The following is a 22,863-nucleotide window of genomic DNA, read 5'->3' as shown; positions in this document are numbered from 1 at the left end:
GACGAGGAACGCATCGCGCTGAGCCAGTACAGCCGCAATCTTGCGGCCACCCCAGGCAGGGTGGGCGCGGCGCAGGGTCAGTACCGCTTGCTCAGTCGACTCTGGGCTGCGGGCGGGCGAGCGATGAGGTCGCCGGCTCTGGTCGGCCAGGCTGGGGGCCAGCGCGCTAGACGCCTCAAAGCGGTTGATCCACTTGTAGCCTGTCTTGGGGCTGATGCCGAACTGGCGGCACAGCGCGCGCACGTTGGCTCCGTCTTGCTGGGCCAGATGAACAAACTCCTGACGCTGGGACACGATGCTCTTCTCCGTCCAAACCATGGGCTTCTTCCAGAGGCTCAAACACCTCGAAAGCGTTACCCATGTCCCGGAACACCCGTTACCTATGTCCCGGTTCCGAACACTTCGCCAAAGAGAAGTAGGCAAGAGAAAGGCGACCCCGATGCCTGCGCCGCCCGCCTGCGGCGGTCGGTGCCCTGTGGTGCTCGAAGAGCGGGCCCGGCGCAAAACTCACTGCGTTCGCTCCGCTCACTCCGTTCAAACAGTTGCGCCAAGTCAGAGCTCGAGGCGCGCTGACACGCGCGGGCCCGCTCTTCTGTGCTCCTCGGCTTGGCATAGGGGACCCCAACAGCCGAATACCGAACAGCCCGGACTTCAACTTCTGCGCCGCTTCCCGGCTGTTCGGGCCGCTGGCCCTATGCGGTGCAGGCACGCGCAAGCATTCAGCAACTGCACCTACAACGCCAACCCCCGCAGCAGCCGCGACACCTCGCGGTTCGCCAGCAGCCGCGTGCCATCGCGCATCAGCAGCTCCAGCTGGCTCTGCTCGTCGGCCTGCATGGAGTCCACGAAGTCCAGGTTCACCATGGCGCTGCGGTGGATTCGCAGGAAGCGGCTCGGGTCCAGGCGCTGCTCCAGCTCCTGCAGCGGCACGCGCACCACGTACTGCTGGCCGCCGCTGGTGATCAGGGTGTACTTGGCGTCGGACTTCAGGTGCTCGATGCGTTCGACGGCGAGCGGAAAGATGTGGCCGCGGTCGCGCACCAGGATGCGCGTCAGCGGCCCCTGGCCGCCGCCCAGCACGCGCACCAGGGTGTCGGCCGGGGCGGCCTCCTCCTCGGCCAGCACGCGCTGCACCGCGGCGTCGAAGCGCTCGCGCGTGAAGGGCTTGAGCAGGTAGTCCACCGCGTTCAGCTCGAAGGCGGTGACGGCGTGCTGGTCGTAGGCGGTGGTGAAGATCAGCGCCGGGCGGTGCTGCAGGCGCTGCAGCACCTCCAGGCCGGTGAGCTCGGGCATCTGGATGTCCATGAACACCAGCTCGGGCTTCAGCGCCTCGATGCGCTCCAGCGCCTCGCGGCCGTCACAGGCCTCGCCGAGCAGGCGCAGCGCGGGCCAGGGGGCCAGGAAGTCGCGCAGGGTCTCGCGCGCCAGCGGCTCGTCTTCGCAGATCAACACGGTCTTGGTCGTCATGGGGCGGGCAACTCCAAGTGCACGGCAAAGCCCTGGCCGGGGGCGCTGTGCAGGGTGAAACGGGCCTGCTCGCCGAAGGCCAGTTCGAGCCGGCGCCGCACGGTGCGCAGGCCCAGGCCCGTGCCGCCTTCGGCTTCGGCCTGTTCGGGCGGGCAGCCGGGGCCATCGTCGGCCACTTCCAGGTGCAGGCGCTCGCCCTGCAGGCGTGCGGCCACGCGCAGGCGGCCGGGCCCGCGGCGCGGCGCGATGGCGTGCTGGATGCTGTTCTCCACCAGGGGCTGCAGGGTCAGCGAGGGCAGCAGGCAGCCGAGTGCGGCCTCGTCCACCTGCCAGTCCAGCTGCAGGCGCTCGCCCAGGCGCAGGGCTTCGAGCGCCAGGTAGTCGCGCGTGAACTCCAGCTCCTCGGCCAGGGTGACGCGTTCGGCGTCGCGGCGCTCGCTGTCCAGTACCTGGCGCAGCAGGTCGGAGAAGCGGTGCAGCGCGGCCTCGGCCTGGCTCGGGTCGCGGCGCAGCAGGGCCAGGATGGAGTGCAGGGTGTTGAACAGGAAATGCGGGTTGAGCTTGCTGCGCAGCGCGGCCAGCTCGGCGCGCGCCAGCAACTCGCGCGTCTGGGCGCCGGCCACGGCCTCGGCCCGGGCGCGCTGCACGGCGCGGTAGGCGCTGAAGCCGGCGGCGGCGCTGGCGTAAATCATCAAGCCCCACAGGCTTTGCCACAGGAACCAGGCGGCGCGCGCGCGCTCGGCCACCTGTTCGCCATAGCCCGCCAGGTAGAGCAGGTAGGAGCTGCCATGCCAGATCAGCACGAATCCCAGCGCCGCCAGCAGGTGCAGGGCCATCGCGGCCGGGGCGCTGCGCACGCGCCGGCCCACCCAGCCCGTCAGCGGCCAGCACAGCAGCAGCAGGGGCACGGCGGGGCCGAAGCTGAGCAGCGAACCCACCACCGCATCGCGCCAGCGGAAGTTGGGGGCCGAGCTGAGCCCGGCCATGCTCACTGCCATGAAGTACAGCGCGTACAGCGCCAGCAGGCCGAGCAGGGCGGCACGGCGCAGCTCGGGCGGCATGGCGAAGGAGGTGAGGAGGCGGCGCATGAGGCAAATTCTGGTCAGCCCGGCGCACGCGCGGGTGCGGGCCGGACTGGATTGAGGAATGCGCGGCACGAACGGCCGGACGCAACGATTGAAACCCAGCGCCGCCGGCGCTGAAACCCCAGCGATACGCCCGCGCGGCACAGTGGCGGCACGCTCTTCCGGACCCGCGCCATGCTCAGCTTCCTGGTTTCCGCCCTCACCGTTGTCGCCATGCTGCTTACGCTGCTGACGGCTGGCATCCTGGGCTTCTACACCGCGCGGGTGCCGCACGGCGACGGCGCCATGGGCCTGATCGTGCCCTTCCTCAGTGCCATCCTGGCGGGGGTGGCCGGGCTGCTGGCCCTGCTGTGCTTCGCCCTGCGCGGCGGCCTGGACTCGCTGGACTGGACGCGCGGCCAGGCCGTGGGCGCGGCGCTGGGCGCCGGCCTGCTGCTGGGCCTGGCCATCTTCGGCGCACTGCTGGCCTGGGCCGAGGCGCCCTGGGCGCGCATCCCCCTGCTCTTGAACCTGGCCGGCCTGCTGCTGCCGCTGGGCGCGCACACCCTGCTGCTGGTGGCCAACGCGCAAGGCATTGCGCCGCTGCCGCACACCCCCTGGGGCAAGGGCCTGCTGGCCGCGGGCGCGGGCGCGCTGCTGGCCGGCGCGCTGTGCGGTGCGGCCATGCTGGTTGTGCAATGGCGCCTGAGCCAGGCCCAGCACGCCGCCGCCGTGGAAGCGCAGCAAGAACGCCAGGCCGAGGACCAACGCCGCGAGGCCCTGGGCCCCGCGGGCCGGCTGCGCGAGGACCTGGCCCGCTACAGCGACGACGCCCCGCTCTGGACCCTGAGCGCTGGCCTGCCCTTTGAGCACGATGCCAGCCTGCGCGCCATTTGGATCGAGCGCGCGCTGCGCGTGCCGCATTTCGGGCAGGAGCTGCGCGGCAATCTGTGCACCGAGCACGCCATCTACCGCCACGGCGCCGCCGTGCTGGTGGCCGAAATGCCCGCCGAGCGCGTGCAGGCCGAGGCCTGGTCCCCCTGGTTGGCCGAAGACGCCCGCCGCACCGCCGAGGACATCCGCGCCCATGGCCTGGACCGCCATGGCGACGACGTCGGCGTGGAGCACGCGCTGGCCACCGCGCGCGCCGCGGCGCGCCTGCAGCCCGCTCACCCCGAACTGCGCGCTGGCCTGCAGGCCCTGCAAGAGGCTGTGGCCGCCGCCCCCGCCCACCCGCAGCAGCAAGCCGCGCTGCAGGCTTTGAACGCTTTGTTGAACTAAGGGCCTATTCACACCAATGGAAGCCAGCGCGTTGCCATCCAGAAAGGGCGCCAACGAGGCGCGAAGTGAAGCTGGGGCTGTGGGCCCCAGCGAACTTCGCAACGAAGTGGGCGTCCTTTCTGGAGGCAACCCGGAGGGAAAGGGCCTGGCCGGCCGGCAGCCGTCGTTGCCCGGCTCGCCCAGGCGTCCAGCCTGGGCGTTCGCCGCGCGCCTAGGCTGCCGGCCGGCCAGGCCCTTTCGCGTGGCTTCCATTGGTGTGAATAGGCCCTAAAGGAGCCCGCCATGGGATTGCAAGAACGCCGCATGATCCAGACCCTGCAGCAGGAGACCCTGCCCGCGCGCAGCGCCGAGATCGCCGAGATCTGCGGCCAGGCCGTGCCCTACGAGGTGGATTGGGACAGCCTGGGCCAGGACGGGCAGGCGCTGAACTTCGTCGACAACACCGCCTGCCACCGCCTCAACATGGCCTTGCGCGTGATCTGCCTGGACGAGATGGGCAAGCAGGCCGTGCGCGAAGGGCTCAAGCAGGTGAAGCTGGTGAACGTGGCCACGCCCGAGCTCAAGCAGCTGCGCTTTGCCAACGGCGTGCTGGAGATCCACAACGCCTTCGCGCACGGTGCGCAGGGCATGCATAGCGACGGCGAGATCCGTGCGGTGCTGGAGGCCGGGCTATGAACTGGCGTGCTTTGCTGGCGTGCCTGTGTGCCGGCGCAGCGACGCAGGCGCAACCGCTCTACCCCATCCGCAGCGGCGATCTGCAGGGCCTGATCGACGCCAACGGCCGCGTGGTGCTGGCGCCCGAGTACGCCGAGCTGGTGCAGGGCGACCCGCTCGTGTTGGCGCGCAAAGGCAACCGCACCGCCTACTACGACGCCCAGGGCCGTGTGGTGGTGGCGCCGCAGGAGGCCTGGACCCTGCCCTTCAGCGAGGGCCTGGTGCCCAGCGCTGTGAAGGACGCCAAGGGCAGCTACCGCTGGGGCTATGCCGAACCGAATGGCCGTCTGGCCATTGCCGCCGAGTACGACAGCGCCGGCCCCTTCGCTGGCGGCCTGGCCGTGGTGGGCCGGCTGGACGAATGGGGCGTCATGAAATACGGCGCCATCAACCGCCAGGGCCAGCTGGTGCTGCCCTGCACGCACGAGAAGCTGCTGGCTCCGGCCGGCGGCCTGGTGCGCAGCGAATCCAAGCAGCGCACGCACCGCGTGTTCGATGCCAGCGGCCACGACCTCACGCCCAAGGATGTGGACTTCGTCGGCCTGCCTGCGGACGGCATGGTGCGCGTCTGGTCCGGCCGGCTGCAGGGCTACATGACGCTGGCCGGCGAGCTGCGCATCGCCCCGCGCTTCCAGCAGGCCAGCGAGTTCCGCGAGGGCCGTGCCCGCGTGTGGGTGGACGGCAAGTACGGCTTCATCGACAAGCAGGGCACCCTGGTGGTGCCGGCCCAGTTCGAGAGCGCCGAGGACTTTTCCGATGGCCTGGCCCTGGTGAAGCGCGAAGGCCGCAGCCTTTTCATCGACCCGCAGGGCAAGACCGTGCTGGAACCGCAGGCCGAGCGCGCCTGGCCCTTCAGCGAAGGCCTGGCGGTGGTGCGCGTGGGCCGCCTGCATGGCTACATCGACAAGCGCGGCCGCATGGTCATCGAGCCGCAATACAGCTTCGCGCGGCCCTTCCATCAGGGCCTGGCCTACGTCGGCCAAGGCCGCGCTTCCGCCTACATCCGCCCCGATGGCCAGGTGGTGTGGCGCCGCGATGAATGAGACCCGTCCGGCCCCGGCGCACGAGGGCGCGCTGCAGATTGGCGCCCTGTGCAACCGCGGCCCTGGCGCACCGGCCGAGCACCTGACGGCGCGCGTGGCGCAGTACCCGGGCTGCCAGCAGCTGCAGGTCTGGCTGCCGCGGCCCGGCTGGCAGGGCTATGAGCGCCTGAGCCTGCAGGCGCTGGAGCCCGAGGGCTTGATCGAGGAAGCCCCGGTGGGCGAGCGCCTGAGCGGCAGCGTGCAGCTGCTGTTCGACACCCTGGCCTGGCCGCCCGGCGCTTACCGCCTGCGCATCGCGCATGCCGAAGGCTGGGCGCACGAGCTGGAGCTGCGCAAGCTGGACGGCCCGGCGCCTGCGCCGCCGCCCGCAGCGCCGGAGCCACCTGCCGAGACGCCGATCCGCTACCGCGATGGCCTGGGCCGGCCGCTGCCGGATGAGGACCTGCTGCTGCGCCTGCGCCTGCTGGAGCGGTTGCAGCAGCGCTTCGCGCGCCGGGTCGAGATCCAGGGCACGCCGCGCGCGGGGCAGCTGCTTTACGCGGAGCCCGGGCTGCACATCGCCTTCGACTACGAGATGGGTGCCCAGCCCTGCCAGATGCGCGTGCTGCTGCCCAGCGCCGCGCAATGGGCCGCCCAGACCGGCTGCGCGCCGGAGCGGCGCGAGGAGATCCTGCAGTTCCTGGCCGAGCGCCTGGACCGCCAGCAGGGCTGGCGCCACGAGATCAGCGAGCGCGAGATTGCGTTTTACTGAGAGCCTGCAAATAAAGCCGCCACGCCCGCTGTCGGGTTTCACTCACTTCGAACTGTTTGCACTCATCTCTGAACTGGAGTGCTTCGCTGGAGTCGAGCCGACCAATGAAGGGGACACAAGTGACCATTAGGTGAATGGTCGCCCTCTCGCCCACTTGCAGATATTCAACGGGCAGCGCTTCTTGTGCCGGAAGCAGCACCGCGGGCCTACTAACGTGGGCTTCCAAGGGCGATTGGTCCAACCGTCGGCCCCTGGAAGGCACCGCCAGTGGCCACCGCGACGTCGATCTGCTGCTGGGTTGGCAGGTGCTCCGAGTACTCCCGCCATTGCTTCATGACGATCTCATCCCACCATTTGGTGTGGTCGATTTGCAGGACCTGACCTTGGTACACGTCCACGAACTCAAAGCCTGCAGCCCTTGCAGAAGCCACGGCGTGGACAAGCGCATCCTCATAGGAGGCGGCGGCGACGAACCAAAACGACACTCCCATCGACCATTCCGCCGGCATGGACGACTGCGGGCCTGGTTTGACGACCAGAGGGCACTCGAACAACGCCAGCTCAGGCAGCAAGAGCGGTCTGCAAAGCGCGGTGACCTTGGATACGAGGTCGTTCGGCAGGTCGAGCGAAAAGCAGATGTCCATCGGAATGATGCCGGCGCAAGCGGCAGCGATTTCTTCCTTCCTTTGCGCCGCTAGCGGCGCTCGTTCGACGAGGAGCAGACAGCTGCGCGGCTTGTCTTCGCATCGATATTGCAGCTTCGGAAGGTAGGCGTTCTCGATGCCATCGAAGCGCATGAGGCGAGGCGCGAGCTCCATGCGCAAGGCATCCAGGCCGCTACCGGCCAATTGCTCGACGAACTCGATCTCATCTGGCGCCTGCTGAATGGCTTGAACCGCGCTGGGCCGCTTGAAGAATTTCGAGAACATGTTGATCTGGTTGCTTGGTGCGAGCCGACGCAGTGAGCTAGATGTCCAGTTGCAGCCCAGGCTGGCCACGAAAGATGACCTTCAGGACTGAACCCACGGTCGCCACATCGTGGCTTTCAGGATGGAACTCAATCAGGTACTCACGATGACCGTCGAGAGTCGCCGCAGAGTCGCCGATGGCGACATTGATTGCTGAAGGTGAGAGGGCAACACGGAGGTCGCTGCCGACATAGGTCAGCTGGTCAGAAACCATCAACTCGATCGTGTCGGAGTCGGCCGCCCTGGAAAGCGAGAACCAGTAGTCGGTCGCGGCATCACGTACCCAGACGCGAGCCTCGCCTTCATGCTCTTTGTCCTCCAACAGGGCGAACACGACTCCACGCACCACTTTTGTCATTCCCGGTCCAACTCCATGCCTGGTCGACTGAGGGCGCGGTGCGCCGGCTCCTGGTGCTCGCTATGAGCGTGTGGCTCTGAAGGAAAGCTACGTTGCTCAGGGGACAGGGCACCACCTCTTAGGCCGCAAGGTGCGAGTTCACTGCTGCGACGATCAGACCGACATCGCACGCATACACGCCTGCGGAATTGGCCGAATTGAGCTCGAGAACTCGCAAGTCACCGCCAGAGACCGCGACGTCCAACGTGAACGCCTTGTTCGGGATCCAAATGTCCAACGAAGACTGAGCGAACTCGAGGACGGACTGAGGAATCTCGTTGGAGACCGCCAAGCGATCGCCGAGCTTGTAGCGCGATCCCGTGACTACCTCGCCACCAATGACGAAGAAGCGAAATTCGGCATCAATGGGGCTCAAAGGGGCCATGACGACGCGGTCGGTGAGGCGCAGGGTCACGTCGGGGGCATCAGCAACTCTTGCCACTCCTCCTCTGAACTCTTCCAGTTCCTGCCAGGTCATGACAGTGCCGGCAAAGGACTTGTTGTCCAGCACCGGCCGAACGAAGAACCTGTCCCAGACACGAGTCAGCTCTTGGAGCGGTGCGCAGATCGCGCCTGCGTTGAGGGCTCGCCGACCGTAGCGTGCAATCATGAGTTCGTAGTCGAGACCTTCATCAAAGTAGCCAGGCATCCATCTCCGGGTGCGCGCCACCTGGCCGAGCCCTGTGCTCCCATAGACAAAGATGCCGTCAGCAGGCAGATCTTCAGGCTCATCCGCCAGCTCATGGAAGAACGGCACCAGGCTGACCAAGCTGTACGGCGTTTGATGCTCCTGCAGCGCGCGCTCAAATCTGGCGAGGTCGGTGGGGTTGATAAGGTTTTTCTGCAGGATCCAATGCATTAGGGCGCGAGCCGAGCCGATGGAGGTGCGTTGTGGGTCTTGGGTCGCGCGGGGTAGACGAGCAAGTGCTCATGAAGTCGCGAACCAGCGCCGGATGTTCCCAGACTTCGCCGCGGGCCCGTCAACGCCCCGTGTTCGGGCGATGCAGGAGCAGGGGGAGTCGAAAGTTCAAACTGGAACGAGACGATCTGCCGGGAATTCAAAGTTGAACGAAACACCGGTTCAAATCCTTGAGACTCACATCCCGGCAAATCATCAATCGGCCGTCGTAGGCGGTTCAGCCTTCAGTGAAACCCGACACCCGCTAGTGGCGCGCCGGATTCATTCACAGGCTTTGAGGGCAGGGCCCCAGCCCCGGCTGGCTAGGCCGCGAGAGCTTGCACAGGGCGGCCCAGAAGCGCTGCGCGAACTGCGGCTGCGCCTGCAGCAGGGCCGGGCTGAGCGCGGCGTGGAAGAAGGCGCGCTGCAGCGGCGGTTGCAGTACGCGTAGCGCGGGCTCGCGCTGCAGCTCTTCGGGTGCGATCGCACCCTCCACATCCACCAGCGCCTCGAAGCGGCCGCCGCGCAGCATGGCCAGCGCGCTGCTGCGGCTGGTGGCGGTCTGGTAATGCCAGCCGGCGCGCCGCGCCGCGGCCTCCACCGGGCTGCCGGCAATCACGCCCAGGCTCAGGCGCGCCGGGTTGGCCACGGGCAAGGCCTGTCCGGGCGGCGGGCGCCGCACGAACAACACCACGCGCGATTCGCCCAGCGCCAGACGCGGGTCCACGCTGCCATCGGCCCGGCGCGGGAAGCCGAGTGCGGCGCGGTCGGGGGAATCGGCGCGCATCAGCATGGCCACCTGCAGCTCGTCGTGCAGGGTCTCGGCCACCAGGCGGCGCACCGGCCGGCGCACCAGCTCGGCCGGGCAGCCCAGCAGCTCCAGGGCCTGGCGGGTCAGGCGCACGGTGGAGCCGGGCTCGGCCTGGAACTCGCTGCCGCGGCCGCGGATGTAGGGGCTGGCGTCGTCGTCGATGAAGCCGATGCGCAGCGGCTGCGGGCAATCCGCCGCCAGCGTGAGCGCCGGCGCCAGGCACAGCAGGGTCAGAGCCAGCCAGCGCATGCCGACGCTCAGACCTCGACCAGCACGAACTGCTTGCGCACCGGCTCCAGCACCTCGAACTCGCCCTCGAAGCCGGGCGGAATCACCGCCGCCTCGCCGGGGCCGATGTCGGTGCTGGTGCCGTCCGGCCCATGCAGGCGCACGCGCCCGCTGAGCACAAAGAAGTACTCCTGCTTGTTCGGCGCAAACGCGATGCGCCAGCGCCCCACCTCGCACTCCCACACGCCGGCGCACATCGGCCCGGCCTCGTGCTGCAGCCAGGTCTTGCGCCAGGGTGCGCCCTGCACGCGGCGGTCGGCGCGCGGTTGATCGAGCGTGGGCTGCTGGCCCTCCGTGGGGCCGATGGTCGTGATGGCGGGCTTCATGCGCGCTCAGCATAGGCCGCACAAAGGCTTACAGGAATTACCGCGCGTGAACCCTGCACGGCCCGCCGCGCTTGAAGAATGCGCGCCGCCGCCGACAGAGCGGTGAACGACAAACAGGGAGTGCGATGCAAAGCGAATCCACGGGCCGCCCCACGGCCCTGCAGCTGCTGGGCGGGCCCGGCGATGACGACTTGCGCGGTGGCGACGGCGATGACTGGCTCGACGGCGGCGCGGGGAATGACACGCTGTATGGCGGCAAGGGGCACAACCGCTTGATCGGTGGGGCGGGGTTGGATACCGCGGTCATCGGTCAGCGTTTCGGCGATTTCCATTTTCAGTGGAACCCCCTCGACGAGGGCTGGCAGGTGAGCAACGGCTTCACCAGCGTCACCCTGGAAGCAGTCGAGCGCCTACGCTTCAGCGACCTGGAGATCAGCCTGGCCGACTACCAGGCCCAGCTGCAGGCCACGGCGGGCGATGACCACTTCTATGCCTTCCAGGGCCGTGACCTGTTCGACGGCGGCGAGGGCACGGACACCCTGCAGTTCAGTGGCCGCCTTGCAAACCTGGGCGAACCCTTGCGCTGGGACGACACGCAAGCGTGCTGGTTGCTGGGCAGGGACCGCTGGGGGCAAGTGCAACTGCTCTCGATTGAACGTCTGCAGTTCACGGACCGCAGCCTGATGCTGGCCCCCGCGCGCGAGGGCATGCTGTGGATTGAAGGCACCGAAGGCGCCGACCAGCTGCAAGGACAGCGAGGCAAGGACTGGATCGTCGGCGGCGCTGGCGACGACCGGCTTGACGGCGGTGGAGGCGCGGATCGGCTCGATGGCGGTGCCGGCAACGATGCGGTGGCAGGCCTGGGCGATGGGCGCGAGGCCCGGCTGGTCTGGCTGCAGGATCAGCAGCTCTGGCGCCTTGGCGAGGGCACCTATGCCTCGGAACTCATCAACGTCGAATGGCTGGAGTTCGACAACCTTCGTGTTGAGCTGGCGGCTCTTCAGCGCGGAGCGACGGAGGGCGATGACGATCTCTACCTGGTCGGGCCGGGCACGGGCTTGTCGGGCGGTGCGGGCGTGGATGTGGCCCATGTGCCGGGTTGGTTGTACCAACTGGCCGGCATGCCACAGCGTCAGGCCGATGGCAGCTGGCTGCTGACCCTGGACGAACGCGAACTGCATTTGAAGGACATGGAGTTTCTGCAGTTGCGCGACGGGCGCATTGATCTCGTCGCCAGCGCCGCCACGAACCGCTTGTGGTTGCGAGGCGACGAGGACGGGCAGATGCTGGAAGGCCACGTAGGGGATGACTACCTGATGGGCGGGGCGGGCGACGACAGCCTGTACGGCAGCAAGGGTGGGAACGACTGGCTGGACGGCGGCGCTGGCGACGACGGGTTCTGGCTGGATCGGGTCTCGGGCATCGGCCATTCCGAGTACGTGGAATGGACGCCGCTTCCAGGGGTGCCCCTGCCCCTGAGCATGGGCGCGGAGCTGCGCGTGCAGGGCGGTCTTGGTGAAGACGTTGTGGACCTTCAGGGCCTGCCCAGCCAGTACCGCTTGGAGGCGACCGATCAAGGCTGGCTGCTGAAAAGCTCGGCGGGCCAAGCGCAGCTGGAGGGTGTCGAGTGCTTGATCCTGCACGGCGCACGCGTGCCCCTCAATGCGGAGCTCGTCAGCGGTCAGGGTGCCGCGGGCGACGACGCCTTGGTGGCCTTCGCCGGCCTGCGCAGCTTCGAGGGCGGCGCGGGGCAGGACAGCCTGTTGATCGATGCCCTGATTCCCGGCCAGGCCATCCGCTTCGATGCGCAGACCGGCCTCTGGTGGGTACCCAGCACCGCCGGTCTGCTGAGCCTGCGCGGCATCGAGACCCTGCTGGTCGGCTACCAGCGCTTGCAGCTCGACCCGGCGGGCAGCCGCGTCATGCAGCACCATCCCTGGTTGGCCGGACCGGTGTTCGGCCACGCCGGCCCCGACCACCTGATCGGCGGCGCGCAGGACGACCAGCTCTGGGGCGATGCCGGCGACGACTGGCTGCAGGGCGGCGCCGGCAACGACCTGCTGGTGGCCGGCGCGGGCCAGGATCTGCTGGACGGCGGCCCCGGCCAGGATCGCGCCTGGCTGCCCTACGCCCGCTCCGCCTGCCAGCTGCAGTTGGAGCCCGGCAGCGGCAGCTGGCTGCTGCAGCACCCGGAAGGGCAGACGCGGCTGCAAAGCATCGAGAGCCTGCAGTTTGCTGACGCCCTCCTCAACCTGCAGGAGCTGGCGCTGATCGGCGTGCCCGAGATCGAAATCGGGTGACGGCCATCACAGGCCGGGCTGGGGCTGCCTGACCAGAATCCGCGCCGGTTCCAACAAGACTCAGGGAGAAGCCATGACGAACATCCTGCAAGGCACCGCAGGCGATGACCTGCTGCGCGGCAGCCGCGACGATGAGCACATCGACGGCGGCGCCGGCAACGACACGCTGTACGGCGGCAAGGGCCGCAACCAGCTGGTGGGCGGTGCGGGCCAGGACCTGGCGCTGTACGACGACAGCCTGGGCAGCTACCGCATCGAGCAGGACCCGGCCAGCGGCCAGTGGAAGGTCTTGGGCCTGAACAGCGAGGACAGCCTGGACGGCATTGAGGCCCTGCAGTTCCGCGAGCTGCGCATCGAACTGAGCGCGCTGGCGCAGCAGCTGCAGGCCAGCGCCGCCGACCAGACCTTCTACGCCTACGCCGGCCGCGGCTTCATCGATGGCGGCGCCGGCAACGACCTGCTGATGGTGGACCAGGAGTTGTCCGACTGGGACTTGAACCTGCAATGGGATGCCGAGCAGGGCTGGAGCCTGCACAACTTCGGCAGCACGCTGCGCCTGGCCGGCATCGAGCGCATCCAGTTCAGCAACCGCGTGGTCGACCTGAGCACGGCCGTGGACGGCCGCTTGCAGCAGCAGGGCGGCGCGGGCGACGACCGCCTGAACGGCCATGCCGGCCGTGACCTGCTGCGCGGCGGCGCCGGCAACGATGTGCTGAGCGGCGGCCTGGGCGATGACCAGCTCGACGGGGGCGAGGGCGATGACCTGGCCGTGCTGCCCATGGGCTTCGGCGCATACGAGTTCCAGTTTGAGGGCGGCCGCTGGACCCTCAGCAACCCCTACCAGCGCGTGCAGCTGGAGCAGATCGAGCGCGTGGACTCTGCCGGCCAGACCCTGGTGCTGGCCGACCTGCTGCGCACGCCCGGTGCGGGCGACGACCGCCTCTACGCCACCCTCGGGCAGACGGGCTTTGATGGCGGTGCGGGCCAGGACAGCCTGGTACTGAGCTTCCAGCTGGCCGAGCTGCGCAGCCTGCGCGAGCAAGCCCCTGGCGAGTGGCGGCTGGAACTTGAGGGCGGCCTGAGCCTGCAGCTGCGCAGCATCGAAACCCTGCAGTTCCGCGACGCCCTGGCCCAGCCCGGTGCCGGCGCGGGCGGCCGCCTGCTGGTGCAGGGCGGGGAGGGGGGCGATCGCCTGCGGGGCCATGCCGGCGACGATCACTTGATGGGCGGCGCGGGTGACGACGCGCTCGACGGCGGCGCCGGTGGCAACGATGTGCTGGATGGGGGCGCAGGCGACGACCTGCTGCAGGCGGATGCGCCCGCCTGGCTGGACTGGAAGGGCGTTGTCTTCGAAGCGCAAACCGGCAGTGCCGGCATCCCCGTGCTGCAGGAACGCCAGCAGCTGCTGCTGCGCGGCGGCGCCGGCGAGGACACCGTGCAGCTCACGCGCGGCCTGGGCAGCTATGCGCTGAGCCCCCAGGCCGACGGCAGCTGGCGCCTGCAGGCCGAGCACCTGGACGCGCGCCTGGAGGGGGTGGAGTACTTGCTCATCACGGGCGAAAACCTGCCCTACTTCGTCGAACCGAGCATGCCGCCGCTGCGCCTGCGCCTGAGCGAAGCGCTGGCGCGCGGCCAGGGTGGTGCGGGCGATGACACCCTGCTCGGCTTCAGGGGCCTGAGTCACTTCGACGGCGGCGCCGGCCAGGATTTGCTGGTGCTGCCCCTGGGCAGCCAGGCCATCGAGGGCGCGCTGGTCCGTGTGGGTGCGGCCTGGCAGCTGCCGCTGGCCGGGGGCGGGCTGACGCTGCAGGGCATCGAGCGCCTGCGCCTGCTGGATGGCGAGTTCGAGATCCAGGCCGATGGCCGGCTCAAGCAGAGCCTGGCCGAGCGCGGCTGGCTGGGCGGCACGGCGGCGAACGACTGGCTGCTGGGCAGCGCGGACGACGACCTCCTCATGCTCAGCCAGGGCGAGGACGAGCTGGACGGCGGGGCGGGCCAGGACATGCTCTACCTGCCTGGCCGCCTGTCGGACTATGCGACGCCGCACTTCGACGCCGCGCGCGGTCAGTGGCTGATCGAGCATGCCGATGGTCGCAGCTGGCTGCAGAACATCGAGACCCTGAACTACGGCGGCATTCAGCTCCAGCTGGCCGATCTGAACCCGGCCCCCGGCGCTGCCCGTTCGCACCATCTGTTCAAGGACCTCACCACGTTGCAGGGAGGCAGCGGCCTGGACACCCTGCAGCTCGACACCGTGCTGGGCCGCAGCGCCCTGCAGCTGCAGGCCGGCGACGGCGGCGGCTGGCAGCTGCAGATCGACGGCCGCAGCGTGGCGCTGCGGGGCATCGAGCAGCTGCGTTTCAGTGATGGACAGGTGGTGAGCCTGGACGAGCCCGCGCTGCGTCAGCCCAGCCGGCATCAGGCCAGCCCGGGCGATGACCAGCTGATCGGCAACGACCTCGGCTACGCACTCTGGGGCGAGGGCGGCGATGACACGCTGGAAGGCCGCGGTGGCGACGACAGCCTGTACGGGGGCAAGGGCAAGGACGTGGCCGTGTACCGCGGCCTGCGCAGCGAGTACCGCATCGAGCCCGATGCCCAGGGCCAGTTCCGCGTGCACGACCTGGTGAGCGGCCGCGACGGCAACGACCAGCTGTTCGACATCGAGACGCTGCGCTTTGCCGATGGCGAGCTGGACCTGACGCAGCCGTTGCCGATGGCCGTGGCGCTGGTGGGCCTGCCGCCCGCGCCTGATTTGCCCGGCTGAGCGTGCTCCGGCGGCGAAGCCTGCTCGCCGCCGCGCGGGGGGGCCGCCGCCCAGAATGGCGGCCTTGCTCACGAGGCTGCCCCCATGTCCCAAACCCCCCGCCACGCCTGGGTACGCGAACCCGCCGTCACCCTGCCCGAGGCCTGTGAACTCACGCACCTGGCGCGTGAACCGATCGACTACGCCGACCTGCTGGTCGAGCACCAGGCCTACCGGCGTGCGCTCACGCAGCTGGGCCTGCAGGTGGTGGTGCTGCCGGCGCTGCCGCAGTTCCCCGATTCGGTGTTCGTCGAAGACGCCGCCCTGCTGCTGCCCGAGCTCACCGTGCTGACCCGCCCCGGCGTGGCCAGCCGCCAGGCCGAGCCCGTGCACCTGCAGGCCGCCCTGGCCGCGCGCGGCCTGCCCCTGCACACCCTGCAGGCGCCGGCCACGCTGGATGGCGGCGACGTGCTGCGCATCGGCAAGCGGCTGCTGGTGGGCCTTTCCACGCGCAGCAATGCCGCCGCGGTGGAGCAGCTGCGCAGCCTGCTGCAGCCCTTCGGCTACCAGGTGGACGCCGTGCCCCTGGGCCCGAGCCTGCACCTCAAGACCGCCTGCACCGCGCTGGATGACGAGACCCTGCTCATCAATCCCGAGTGGGTGGACGCGGCCGCACTGATGGGTTTCCAGTTCCTGCACGTGGACGCGGCCGAACCCTTCGCCGCCAACGTGCTGCGCCTGCCGCAGGCCTGGCTGGCCAATGCCGCCTTTCCGCGCACGCTGGAGCGCCTGGGCCCCGAGGCCGCTCAGCGCGGCATCGCGCTGCATGCGGTGGGCATTCCCGCCTTCGGCCGCGCCGAGGCGGGGCTGACCTGCCTGAGCTTGATCGAACCCTGATTCCGCCCTGAACCCGCTTGCGGCGCCCGTGGGGGCTTGGGCATGATGAAGCCCCGCCCCCACCGGAGTGCCGCATGCGCCCGCTGCTCGCTTGTCTGATCGGTTCGATGGGCTTGCACCTGGCCGCCAGCGCGCAAAGCCTGCGCGTGGAGGTGGACCTGGCGCAGCCACAGGGCGCCATTCGCGATGTGTTCGGCGTCAACCGCAAGCCGGGCTTTTCCACCAAGCCCACGCAGGGCGCGGCCACCACCCTGGATGCCGCCAACCTCTACGCCGCCTTCGGCCTCAGCCAGGTGCGCCTGCACGACGCTGGCCTGGACCTCTGCAGCACCTACACCGCCGCCACCAAGCTCAACACCGGCGTGAGCCCGGCGCAGACCGTCAGCGGCTGCGAGCTCACCGGCACCGGCGGCATCCCCACCTTCACCTGGACGCCCACTTCGAGCGCCGACGCCGACCTCAACAACACGGCGAACTACGACTTCAGCGGCACCGACACCGCGCTGAAGGAAGTGGCCAGCACCGGCGCCGCCACCTATCTGCGCCTGGGCGAGAGCTACAACGGCCCCAACAACACCGCCGACCCGGTGGCCTGGGCCAAGGTGGCCACCAACATCTACCAGCATGTCATCGGTCGCTTCAAGCCCACGGCGGGCGTGGCGGCGGTGGACCCGGTGTTCGTGGAGGTGCACAACGAACCCGACGGCGGCTTCTGGCGCGGCACGCAATCGGACTTCTACACCCTGTTCCGCGAAACGGTGACGCGTGTGCGTGCCGCGGCGCAGACGGCCGGCAAGAGCCTGCGCATCGGCGGCCCCGGCTTCACGCGCAGCATCCTCACCACCAGCACCGTGGCCGGCAACCCGGCCAACGGCTTCATCGCCGGCGTGGGCCTGAGCAACCTGGATTTCTACTCCGCCCACCTGTACGGCAGCTGCGATCGCGCCAGCCCGACCGAGAGTGCCACCTTCCTGCGCAATCTGCGCAGTCTGGTGAACAACCAGGGCGGCAGCAGCCTGCCGATCCACCTCACCGAATGGAACATCGGCCTGGGCAACCAATGCGGCAACGCCTTCTTTGGCGAGGCGCGCACGCAGTCCTACGCCAGTGCCGTGCTCACGCAGTTCCAGGACCCGGCGCAGAACGTCCAGGCCGCGCACTTCTATGCCGGCGTGCCCATCATGGCGCTGTTCGACTTCAGCACCACGGCGGGCAAGGCGCGCATCAACCCCTCGGCCTGGGCCTTCTGGGCGCACACCCAGCTGCGCGGCGCCACCCAGCTCAGCACCCAGGTGTGCCAGAGCAACTGCCTGGCCGGCTACGCCGCCGAAACCCTGCCCCTGCTGGCCCTGGGCGCCCAGCTGAGCGACCGCACCCTGCTGGTGCTGACGAACGACGGCAGCAGCGCGCAGAGCACCACGGTGCGTGTGAAAGGCCTGGGCAGCGGCCGCTACCAGGCGGTGCTGCGCACGCCCAGCAATGCCGTGCAGGAACTCAGCGTGGCCGGCAACCCGGCCAAGGTGGATGCCACGGCGCTGCAGAGCCTGCTGGCCAGCCCGGTGCAGGAGACGCGCAGCGACCTCAGCCCCAGCAGCGGCGTGCTGGAGCTGAGCACCAGCGTGCCCGCGCGCGGCCTGCAACTGGTCGAGCTCAAGCCCCAGGCGCGCACGCTGAGCGAGCAGGCCGACTGCCTGTTCAGCTGGGGCGAGCGCCAATACGCCAGCCTGTTCCAGCCGCAGCCGCAGGGCTCCAAGACGGCGGGCGATTACTACTACCGCCACTACCCGACGACGAACACCTACGTCGGCATCACCCTGAGCGGCCAGCGCCTGGTGTTCTGGGACGCCAACGGCAGCGTCGGCATCCAGGATCTGGGTACGCTGAGCACCTGGCTGGGCACGGCCGGCTGCCAGTGACTTAGGAAATGCTGAACAAGTCCCTGCGGGCGCGCCGCGACTTTTTCGGAATGCTGGCCAAGGCGCGAGCCGCCGCCCAGGCTGGTGGCCTGGGCAAGGGTCGCAACGCCGGCCAGCGCCCGAAAAGTCGATGGCCCGCAAGGGTTTGGAAGATAACCGGCCTGCTCGGGCGTTGGCGCGCTCGGCTGTCGGACGGCGAGTCCGACCTTCGCGCGCCGTCTACGAGCCGGCCGGTTCTCTTGCAAACGCGCTCCGCAGGGACTTGTTCAGCGTTTCCTTAGAGACTCAGCAGCAGCTGGGTGCTGAACATCGCGCCGGTGCGGCCATAGGTCTTGCCGCGCAGCCAGGCCATCTGCAGCTCGGCGGCATTCCCCAGGCCCAGGCGCAGCACCGGGCCGGCGCGCAGCGAGGGGCGCGCGCTCCAATGGTTCCAGCGGCCCAGCTCGCCAAAGCCCTGCAGGCCGGCGCGCAAGCCCCGGCCGAAGCGGTGCAAGGCCTGCCACTGCAGCTTCAGCTGCGTGCCGCCGGCCTTGAAGTCGCGCTCAAACAGCAGGTTGAGGTTCAGGCGCGTCAGGCCCTGATCGGTCTGCAGCAGCGGGCCCCATTCGAAGGCATTGCCCTCGCCGGGGCGGTGGATGCCCTGGGCGTGCAGGCCGAAGTCCCAGTCGCTGCGGCCCTCGCTCAGCACCCAGTTGTGCGCCCAGTTGATCGAGCTCAGGCGCTGGCGCTGCAGCGTTGGCCCGATGCCGCTGAGAAAGAGCGTGCTCGTCCAGCGCGGCCCCAGGCCCAGGCGCAGGCCGGCTTCGGGCCACAGCGTGGCCTTGCGGCGGTCGGCCTTGACGGTCCAGTAGCGCAGGTCCAGCGCCGCCTCGCCCGGCATGGCGTAGGGTGTCACGAGGTAGTAGCCGGGGTCTGCGCGCGCACTGCCGGCCAGCAGCAGCGCAGCGAGCAGGAGGGCTCTCATTCCTCGTCCAGCCCGCGGCCACGAAAGCCGCGCCAGATCGAGCGCAGCAGCGCCAGCCCGCCCACCACCGCGGCCAGAAAGCCCAGCAGCCCGAAGGCCGGCAGGCCGAACAGCGTGGGCCCGCCGCCCACCGTCATGACGATGGACGAGCCGATGATCAGCGCGGCAATCACCAGCGCGAGCGACAGCCGGCTCGACGCCCGCTCCAGCTGGTCGCCCACCTGGCGGATGTGGGCGATGTCCACCCCCACGCGCAACTGCCCGTGGCGGGCGCGGCGCAGCAGGCGCGAGAGGTCTTCCGGCAGGCCCTGCGCCACCTTGAGCGTGCGCGTCAGCAGGCTCCAGCCGCGCTGCGCGATGGCCTTGGGCTGGTAGCGCGCCGTCATCACCTGGCGCAGCAGGGGCAGGGCCTCAGCCGTCATGTGGAAGTCGGGGTCGAGCGCGCGGCCCATGCCCTCCATCGAGATGAAGGCCTTGATCAGCAGGGCCAGATCGGGCGGCAGCGCCAAGTGGTGCTCGCGCAGCACCTGGGTCACCTCGGCCAGCATCTGGCCAAGGTGCAGCTGCGCCAGCGGCACGCCGTGGTACTGGTCCACGAAGGCCTCGATTTCGTCTTCCAGCTGCTCCAGGTTCAGGCCGGCGCGGCGGTCGCCGGCCCATTCCAGCAGCACGTCGGCCACTTCCTGCGGGCGCCGCTCCACCAGGCCCAGCAGCAGCTGCAGCAGCTGCTCGCGGCGCTTCAACGGGAGCCGGCCCACCATGCCGAAGTCGATCAGGGCGATGCGGTTGCCGGGCAGGTAGAACACATTGCCGGGGTGCGGGTCGGCGTGGAACAGGCCGTCCTCGACGATCATCTTCAGCACCACGCGCGCGCCGCGCTGGGCCAGCAGCTTGCGGTCCAGGCCCGCGCGGTCCACGCGCTGCAGGTCTTCGCCCGGCACGCCCTCGATGAAGTCCTGCACGTTCACACGCTCGTGCGTGAAGGCCCAGTGCACGGCCGGGATCTGCACCTCGGGCAGCGCGGCCAGGTTGCGGGCGATGCGTTCGGCCTGGCGGCATTCGTTGGCCAGGTCCAGCTCGCGGCGCAACGAGCGCGCGAACTCGCGCACCAGCTGCACCGGGCGGTAGGGTTGCAGCGCCGGCCAGTCGCGTTCGGCGCTGGCGGCAAAGCGCGCCAGCAGGCGCAGGTCGGCTTCCACCACCTCGTGGATGTTCGGGCGGCGGATCTTCACCACCACCGCGCGGCCGTCCTGCAGCCGGGCGCGGTGCACCTGGGCGATCGAGGCCGCCGCCAACGGCTCGGGGTCGAACTCGGCGAACACCGTCTCGGGCTCGCCGCCCAGGTCCTCGCGCAGCTGCGGCCGCAGGGCCTCCAGCGGCACCGGCGGCACGCGGCTGTGCAGCTTGGAGAGCTCGGCAATCCACTCGGGGCCGAGCAGGTCGGCGCGGCCGGCCAGGATCTGCCCGAGCTTGACGAAGGTGGGCCCCAGCTCTTCCAGCGCACGCCGGGTCTGCGCCGGCGGCTCCAGGCGCGCCAGCGCATCCGCCTGCGGGATGTGCAGCGCGCGGCCGGCGCGCGCCAGAGCGTCGGCCAGGCCGAAGCGCCGCACCATGTCGCCCAGGCCGTGGCGCACCAGCACGGACGCGATGTCGTGCATCCGCCCGATGTCCTGCATGCCCCCGACGGCTTCGATCAGCATGCGGCCAGTATCAGTTCAAGGCGAGCTCAGGAGGCCGTGAACTGGGGCGCCGGCCAGCCCTTCCAGGTCACGCTGAGCAGGTAGGCGCCGATCAAAGTACCAATCGGAAACCCGCACAGCATCAACACGGCGATGGCAATGGATGCCTTGCGACCCGGCTCGCTGCCCGCGCGGCAGGCCATCGCGGTCCAGCCATGCACGAAGGCAACCAGGCCGAAGAAGACGAGTACGGGTAGCACGCCCCACTGGCCATAACCCATGGGTGGAAAGAACAGTGCGCTGGACAGGAGCAAGGCCAGCACGCCATACAGCACGGCCAACGCGCGATGGACGCGAAACGCTTTGTAGTTGTCGCTCATGGAATCCCTGTTGGGTGCTTAGCGGTAGAAGGCTTCCACCGTGCCCTTGAGCTTGATCAGCATCGGCCGGCCCTTGCGGTCCACCGTCTTGCCAGCCGCTACCTTGACCCAGCCCTCGCTGACGCAGTACTCCTCCACATCGCTGCGCTCCTTGCCATTGAAGCGGATGCCGATGTCGTGCTCGAAGACTTCGGCCACATGGTGGGGGCTGCGCGGGTCGACGGCCAGGTGGTCGGGCAGCGGAGGGCGGGTGTCGCTCATGGTGAATTCGGCAAAAAGGGTCAAAGGCCGCGATTCTCCTGCGCATACCTGATGGATCCGCAGGGCCTTCGCCCGCCGGATTGACGGCCGCGCTGCGAAGCGGGGATGCTCGCGGCCGCAACGGGGAGGAAGATGCCGCACCGCGCCGCACGCCATTCGCTCAAACTGCAGCTGGCCTTGCTGGTGGCGGTGTGCGTGCTGCCGCTGCTGGCCTTCGGCGCTCTGCTGGTGCAGCGTTACTGTGAGCAGCTGCTCACCCAGGTGGAGGGGCAGACCCTGCTGCTAGCCAAGAAGGTGATGGCCGAGGTGGACAGCGAATGGGCTGCCATCGAAGGCGGGCTGGCGGTGCTGGCCACCTCCGACGATCTGACCGAGGGCCGGCTGGAGGACTTCCGCCAGCGCGCCCAGGCGGCCATCGCCAGCGGCATCCTGCTCAACTACGTCATCACCGATGCTCAAGGGCGTCAGCTGCTCAATACCCTGGTGCCGCCCGGTCAGCCCCTGCCGCAGGGTGGCACGCCGCCGGCCTTGCGGCGGGTGTTCAGTGAACGCCGCACCGTGCTGACCGACTGGTTCGTCGGCCCCGTGACCGGCCGTGCCACCGTGGCCATGGGCGTGCCGGTGCGTGTGGGCGATGAGGTGCGCTACAGCCTCAACATGGGCCTGCCGGCCGCGCGCCTGAGCGAGTTCCTGACCCGCCAGGCCCTGCCCGACGGCTGGCTGGTGGCCCTGGTGGACCGCTCGGGCCGCATCGTCACGCGCTCGCGCGACGCCGCGCGCTTCATGGGCCAGCCCGTCACCCCCGAACTGGCCGAGGCCCTGAGCCGGCAGCGCGAGGGCCGCCTGAAGAGCACCACCAAAGACGGCGTGCCGGTCTACACCGCCTTCACCACCTCCGAGCGCTGGGGCTGGCGCGTCGCCGTGGGCGCGCCGGTGGCGCTGCTGCAGGCCGAGCAGCTGCGCCTGCTGCGCGACCTGGCGCTGGCCGGCGCCCTGGCCCTGCTGGCCGGCGTGCTGACGGCGGTGTGGCTGGCGCGCCGCGTGCTGGCCACGGTGCGCGCGCTCAACCAAGCGGCCGCCACCCTGCAGCAGGGCAGCGCCCTGCAGCTGCCCCAGCTGCAGTTGCGCGAGGCCGAGGAGGTGGGCCAGGCCCTGCAGCGCGCCGCCCAGGCCATGGAACAGGTGCAGTACCTGGCCAACCACGACCCGCTGACCGGCCTGGCCAACCGCGGCCTGTTCTTCGAGCTGGGCCACCAGCGCCTGGAGCTGGCGCGCCGCCAGCAGCGCCCGCTGGCCCTGCTGGCGCTGGACCTGGACGGCTTCAAGGGCGTCAACGACCACGAGGGGCATGCCGCCGGCGACGCCGTGCTGAAGGAAGTGGCGCAGCGCCTGCAAGCCGGTAGCCGCAGCGCCGATGTGGTGGCGCGCCTGGGGGGCGACGAGTTCATGCTGCTGCTGGGCGACAGCGATGCCGAGCAGGCCCGGCAGACCGGCGAGCGCCTGCTGGCCGCGCTGGCTCCGCCCTGGGCTGCCACGCAGCAGCCCGTCAGCGTCAGCATCGGCCTGGCGCTGTTCAGCGGCGGCGAGGAAGACCTCGAAGCCCTGATGCTGCGGGCCGACCGCGCGCTCTACGCCGCCAAGGCGGCCGGCAAGCACCGGCTTTCCACGTAGCCCCGCCTTGCCAGATGCGGCCGGCGCCGCCATGCTCCGGC

21 protein-coding genes are annotated in these 22,863 nt (G+C 69.6%); 9 read left to right on the top strand and 12 right to left on the bottom strand.

The genetic code is table 11. The features are described 5' to 3' along the window. The 3 genes from I7X39_RS20320 to I7X39_RS20310 form a co-directional block, all read right to left on the bottom strand. Positions 1 to 318: helix-turn-helix domain-containing protein (locus I7X39_RS20320; RefSeq protein WP_198113013.1), on the bottom strand; the 318-nt coding region annotated here is incomplete at its 3' end. Positions 319 to 732: 414 nt separating this feature from the next. Continuing rightward, a complete protein-coding gene (locus I7X39_RS20315; RefSeq protein WP_198113012.1) occupies positions 733 to 1,467 on the bottom strand; it encodes a LytR/AlgR family response regulator transcription factor in 735 nt (244 codons plus the stop codon). Continuing rightward, complete coding sequence (locus tag I7X39_RS20310) at positions 1,464 to 2,555, bottom strand: sensor histidine kinase (RefSeq protein ID WP_198113011.1); 1,092 nt, start codon at positions 2,553 to 2,555, stop codon at positions 1,464 to 1,466. The genes I7X39_RS20315 and I7X39_RS20310 overlap by 4 nt, the downstream gene beginning before the upstream one ends. 171 nt (positions 2,556 to 2,726) lie before the next feature. Between I7X39_RS20310 and I7X39_RS20305 the strand changes: the two genes are divergently transcribed. The 4 genes from I7X39_RS20305 to I7X39_RS20290 all read left to right on the top strand — a co-directional run bounded on the left by I7X39_RS20305 (position 2,727) and on the right by I7X39_RS20290 (position 6,320). Further along, positions 2,727 to 3,812: a hypothetical protein gene (locus I7X39_RS20305; protein WP_198113010.1), complete on the top strand. Its 1,086-nt coding sequence runs from the start codon at positions 2,727 to 2,729 to the stop codon at positions 3,810 to 3,812. A gap of 282 nt (positions 3,813 to 4,094) precedes the next feature. After that, positions 4,095 to 4,487: a hypothetical protein gene (locus I7X39_RS20300; protein WP_198113009.1), complete on the top strand. Its 393-nt coding sequence runs from the start codon at positions 4,095 to 4,097 to the stop codon at positions 4,485 to 4,487. Next, positions 4,484 to 5,569, top strand: a complete 1,086-nt coding sequence (locus I7X39_RS20295) for a WG repeat-containing protein (RefSeq protein ID WP_198113008.1) — start codon at positions 4,484 to 4,486, stop codon at positions 5,567 to 5,569. The genes I7X39_RS20300 and I7X39_RS20295 overlap by 4 nt, the downstream gene beginning before the upstream one ends. After that, the gene (locus I7X39_RS20290) at positions 5,562 to 6,320 is read left to right on the top strand and encodes a hypothetical protein (protein ID WP_198113007.1); all 759 of its coding nucleotides are present in this window, start codon (positions 5,562 to 5,564) and stop codon (positions 6,318 to 6,320) included. The genes I7X39_RS20295 and I7X39_RS20290 overlap by 8 nt, the downstream gene beginning before the upstream one ends. A gap of 209 nt (positions 6,321 to 6,529) precedes the next feature. Here the strand turns inward: I7X39_RS20290 and I7X39_RS20285 are convergent, their stop codons facing one another. The 5 genes from I7X39_RS20285 to I7X39_RS20265 all read right to left on the bottom strand — a co-directional run bounded on the left by I7X39_RS20285 (position 6,530) and on the right by I7X39_RS20265 (position 10,008). Further along, positions 6,530 to 7,318, bottom strand: a complete 789-nt coding sequence (locus I7X39_RS20285) for a hypothetical protein (protein ID WP_198113006.1) — start codon at positions 7,316 to 7,318, stop codon at positions 6,530 to 6,532. After that, positions 7,287 to 7,646 carry a hypothetical protein gene (locus tag I7X39_RS20280; protein ID WP_198113005.1) on the bottom strand — a complete coding sequence of 120 codons (360 nt, stop codon included), beginning with the start codon at positions 7,644 to 7,646 and terminating at the stop codon, positions 7,287 to 7,289. The genes I7X39_RS20285 and I7X39_RS20280 overlap by 32 nt, the downstream gene beginning before the upstream one ends. Before the next feature lie 118 nt (positions 7,647 to 7,764). Next, positions 7,765 to 8,544, bottom strand: coding sequence for an ATP-grasp domain-containing protein (locus I7X39_RS20275; protein WP_198113004.1), 780 nt, complete (start codon positions 8,542 to 8,544; stop codon positions 7,765 to 7,767). A gap of 325 nt (positions 8,545 to 8,869) precedes the next feature. After that, on the bottom strand, positions 8,870 to 9,643 hold the full coding sequence (locus tag I7X39_RS20270; protein WP_198113003.1) for a transporter substrate-binding domain-containing protein: 774 nt from the start codon (positions 9,641 to 9,643) through the stop codon (positions 8,870 to 8,872). 8 nt (positions 9,644 to 9,651) lie between these two features. Continuing rightward, the gene (locus I7X39_RS20265) at positions 9,652 to 10,008 is read right to left on the bottom strand and encodes a cupin domain-containing protein (protein WP_198113002.1); all 357 of its coding nucleotides are present in this window, start codon (positions 10,006 to 10,008) and stop codon (positions 9,652 to 9,654) included. A gap of 125 nt (positions 10,009 to 10,133) precedes the next feature. Between I7X39_RS20265 and I7X39_RS20260 the strand changes: the two genes are divergently transcribed. The 4 genes from I7X39_RS20260 (at position 10,134) to I7X39_RS20245 (ending at position 17,867) form a co-directional block, all read left to right on the top strand. Continuing rightward, entirely contained in the window at positions 10,134 to 12,308 is a 2,175-nt protein-coding gene (locus I7X39_RS20260) for a calcium-binding protein (protein WP_198113001.1), read from the top strand. 73 nt (positions 12,309 to 12,381) lie between these two features. Further along, the gene (locus tag I7X39_RS23515; protein ID WP_198113000.1) at positions 12,382 to 15,075 is read left to right on the top strand and encodes a calcium-binding protein; all 2,694 of its coding nucleotides are present in this window, start codon (positions 12,382 to 12,384) and stop codon (positions 15,073 to 15,075) included. An 84-nt stretch (positions 15,076 to 15,159) separates the two neighbouring features. After that, positions 15,160 to 15,951 (top strand): dimethylarginine dimethylaminohydrolase family protein, encoded by a 792-nt coding sequence (locus tag I7X39_RS20250; RefSeq protein ID WP_198112999.1) that lies wholly within the window; start codon positions 15,160 to 15,162, stop codon positions 15,949 to 15,951. 74 nt (positions 15,952 to 16,025) lie between these two features. After that, a complete protein-coding gene (locus I7X39_RS20245) occupies positions 16,026 to 17,867 on the top strand; it encodes a glycoside hydrolase family protein (RefSeq protein WP_198112998.1) in 1,842 nt (613 codons plus the stop codon). 277 nt (positions 17,868 to 18,144) lie between these two features. Here I7X39_RS20245 and I7X39_RS20240 read toward each other — a convergent pair whose 3' ends face one another. Genes I7X39_RS20240 through I7X39_RS20225 form a run of 4 tightly spaced genes read right to left on the bottom strand, consistent with a single transcriptional unit; the run spans position 18,145 to position 21,151 of the window. Next, entirely contained in the window at positions 18,145 to 18,831 is a 687-nt protein-coding gene (locus tag I7X39_RS20240; RefSeq protein WP_198112997.1) for a hypothetical protein, read from the bottom strand. Next, complete coding sequence (locus tag I7X39_RS20235; RefSeq protein ID WP_198112996.1) at positions 18,828 to 20,531, bottom strand: ABC1 kinase family protein; 1,704 nt, start codon at positions 20,529 to 20,531, stop codon at positions 18,828 to 18,830. Before I7X39_RS20235 ends, I7X39_RS20240 begins: the two co-directional genes overlap by 4 nt. Before the next feature lie 26 nt (positions 20,532 to 20,557). Beyond that, entirely contained in the window at positions 20,558 to 20,890 is a 333-nt protein-coding gene (locus I7X39_RS20230; RefSeq protein ID WP_198112995.1) for a hypothetical protein, read from the bottom strand. Positions 20,891 to 20,908: 18 nt separating this feature from the next. After that, the gene (locus I7X39_RS20225) at positions 20,909 to 21,151 is read right to left on the bottom strand and encodes a DUF3297 family protein (RefSeq protein WP_198112994.1); all 243 of its coding nucleotides are present in this window, start codon (positions 21,149 to 21,151) and stop codon (positions 20,909 to 20,911) included. Positions 21,152 to 21,283: 132 nt separating this feature from the next. Here I7X39_RS20225 and I7X39_RS20220 point away from each other — a divergent pair, with 132 nt between their 5' ends. Next, complete coding sequence (locus I7X39_RS20220; RefSeq protein ID WP_198112993.1) at positions 21,284 to 22,822, top strand: GGDEF domain-containing protein; 1,539 nt, start codon at positions 21,284 to 21,286, stop codon at positions 22,820 to 22,822. Positions 22,823 to 22,863: the final 41 nt, after the last annotated feature.

It is taken from the genome of Inhella proteolytica, assembly GCF_016093275.1.
Classification (GTDB): domain Bacteria; phylum Pseudomonadota; class Gammaproteobacteria; order Burkholderiales; family Burkholderiaceae_C; genus Inhella; species Inhella proteolytica.
Note: the sequence above shows the minus strand (reverse complement) of the source record. Positions and strands in the feature narration are given on the sequence as shown.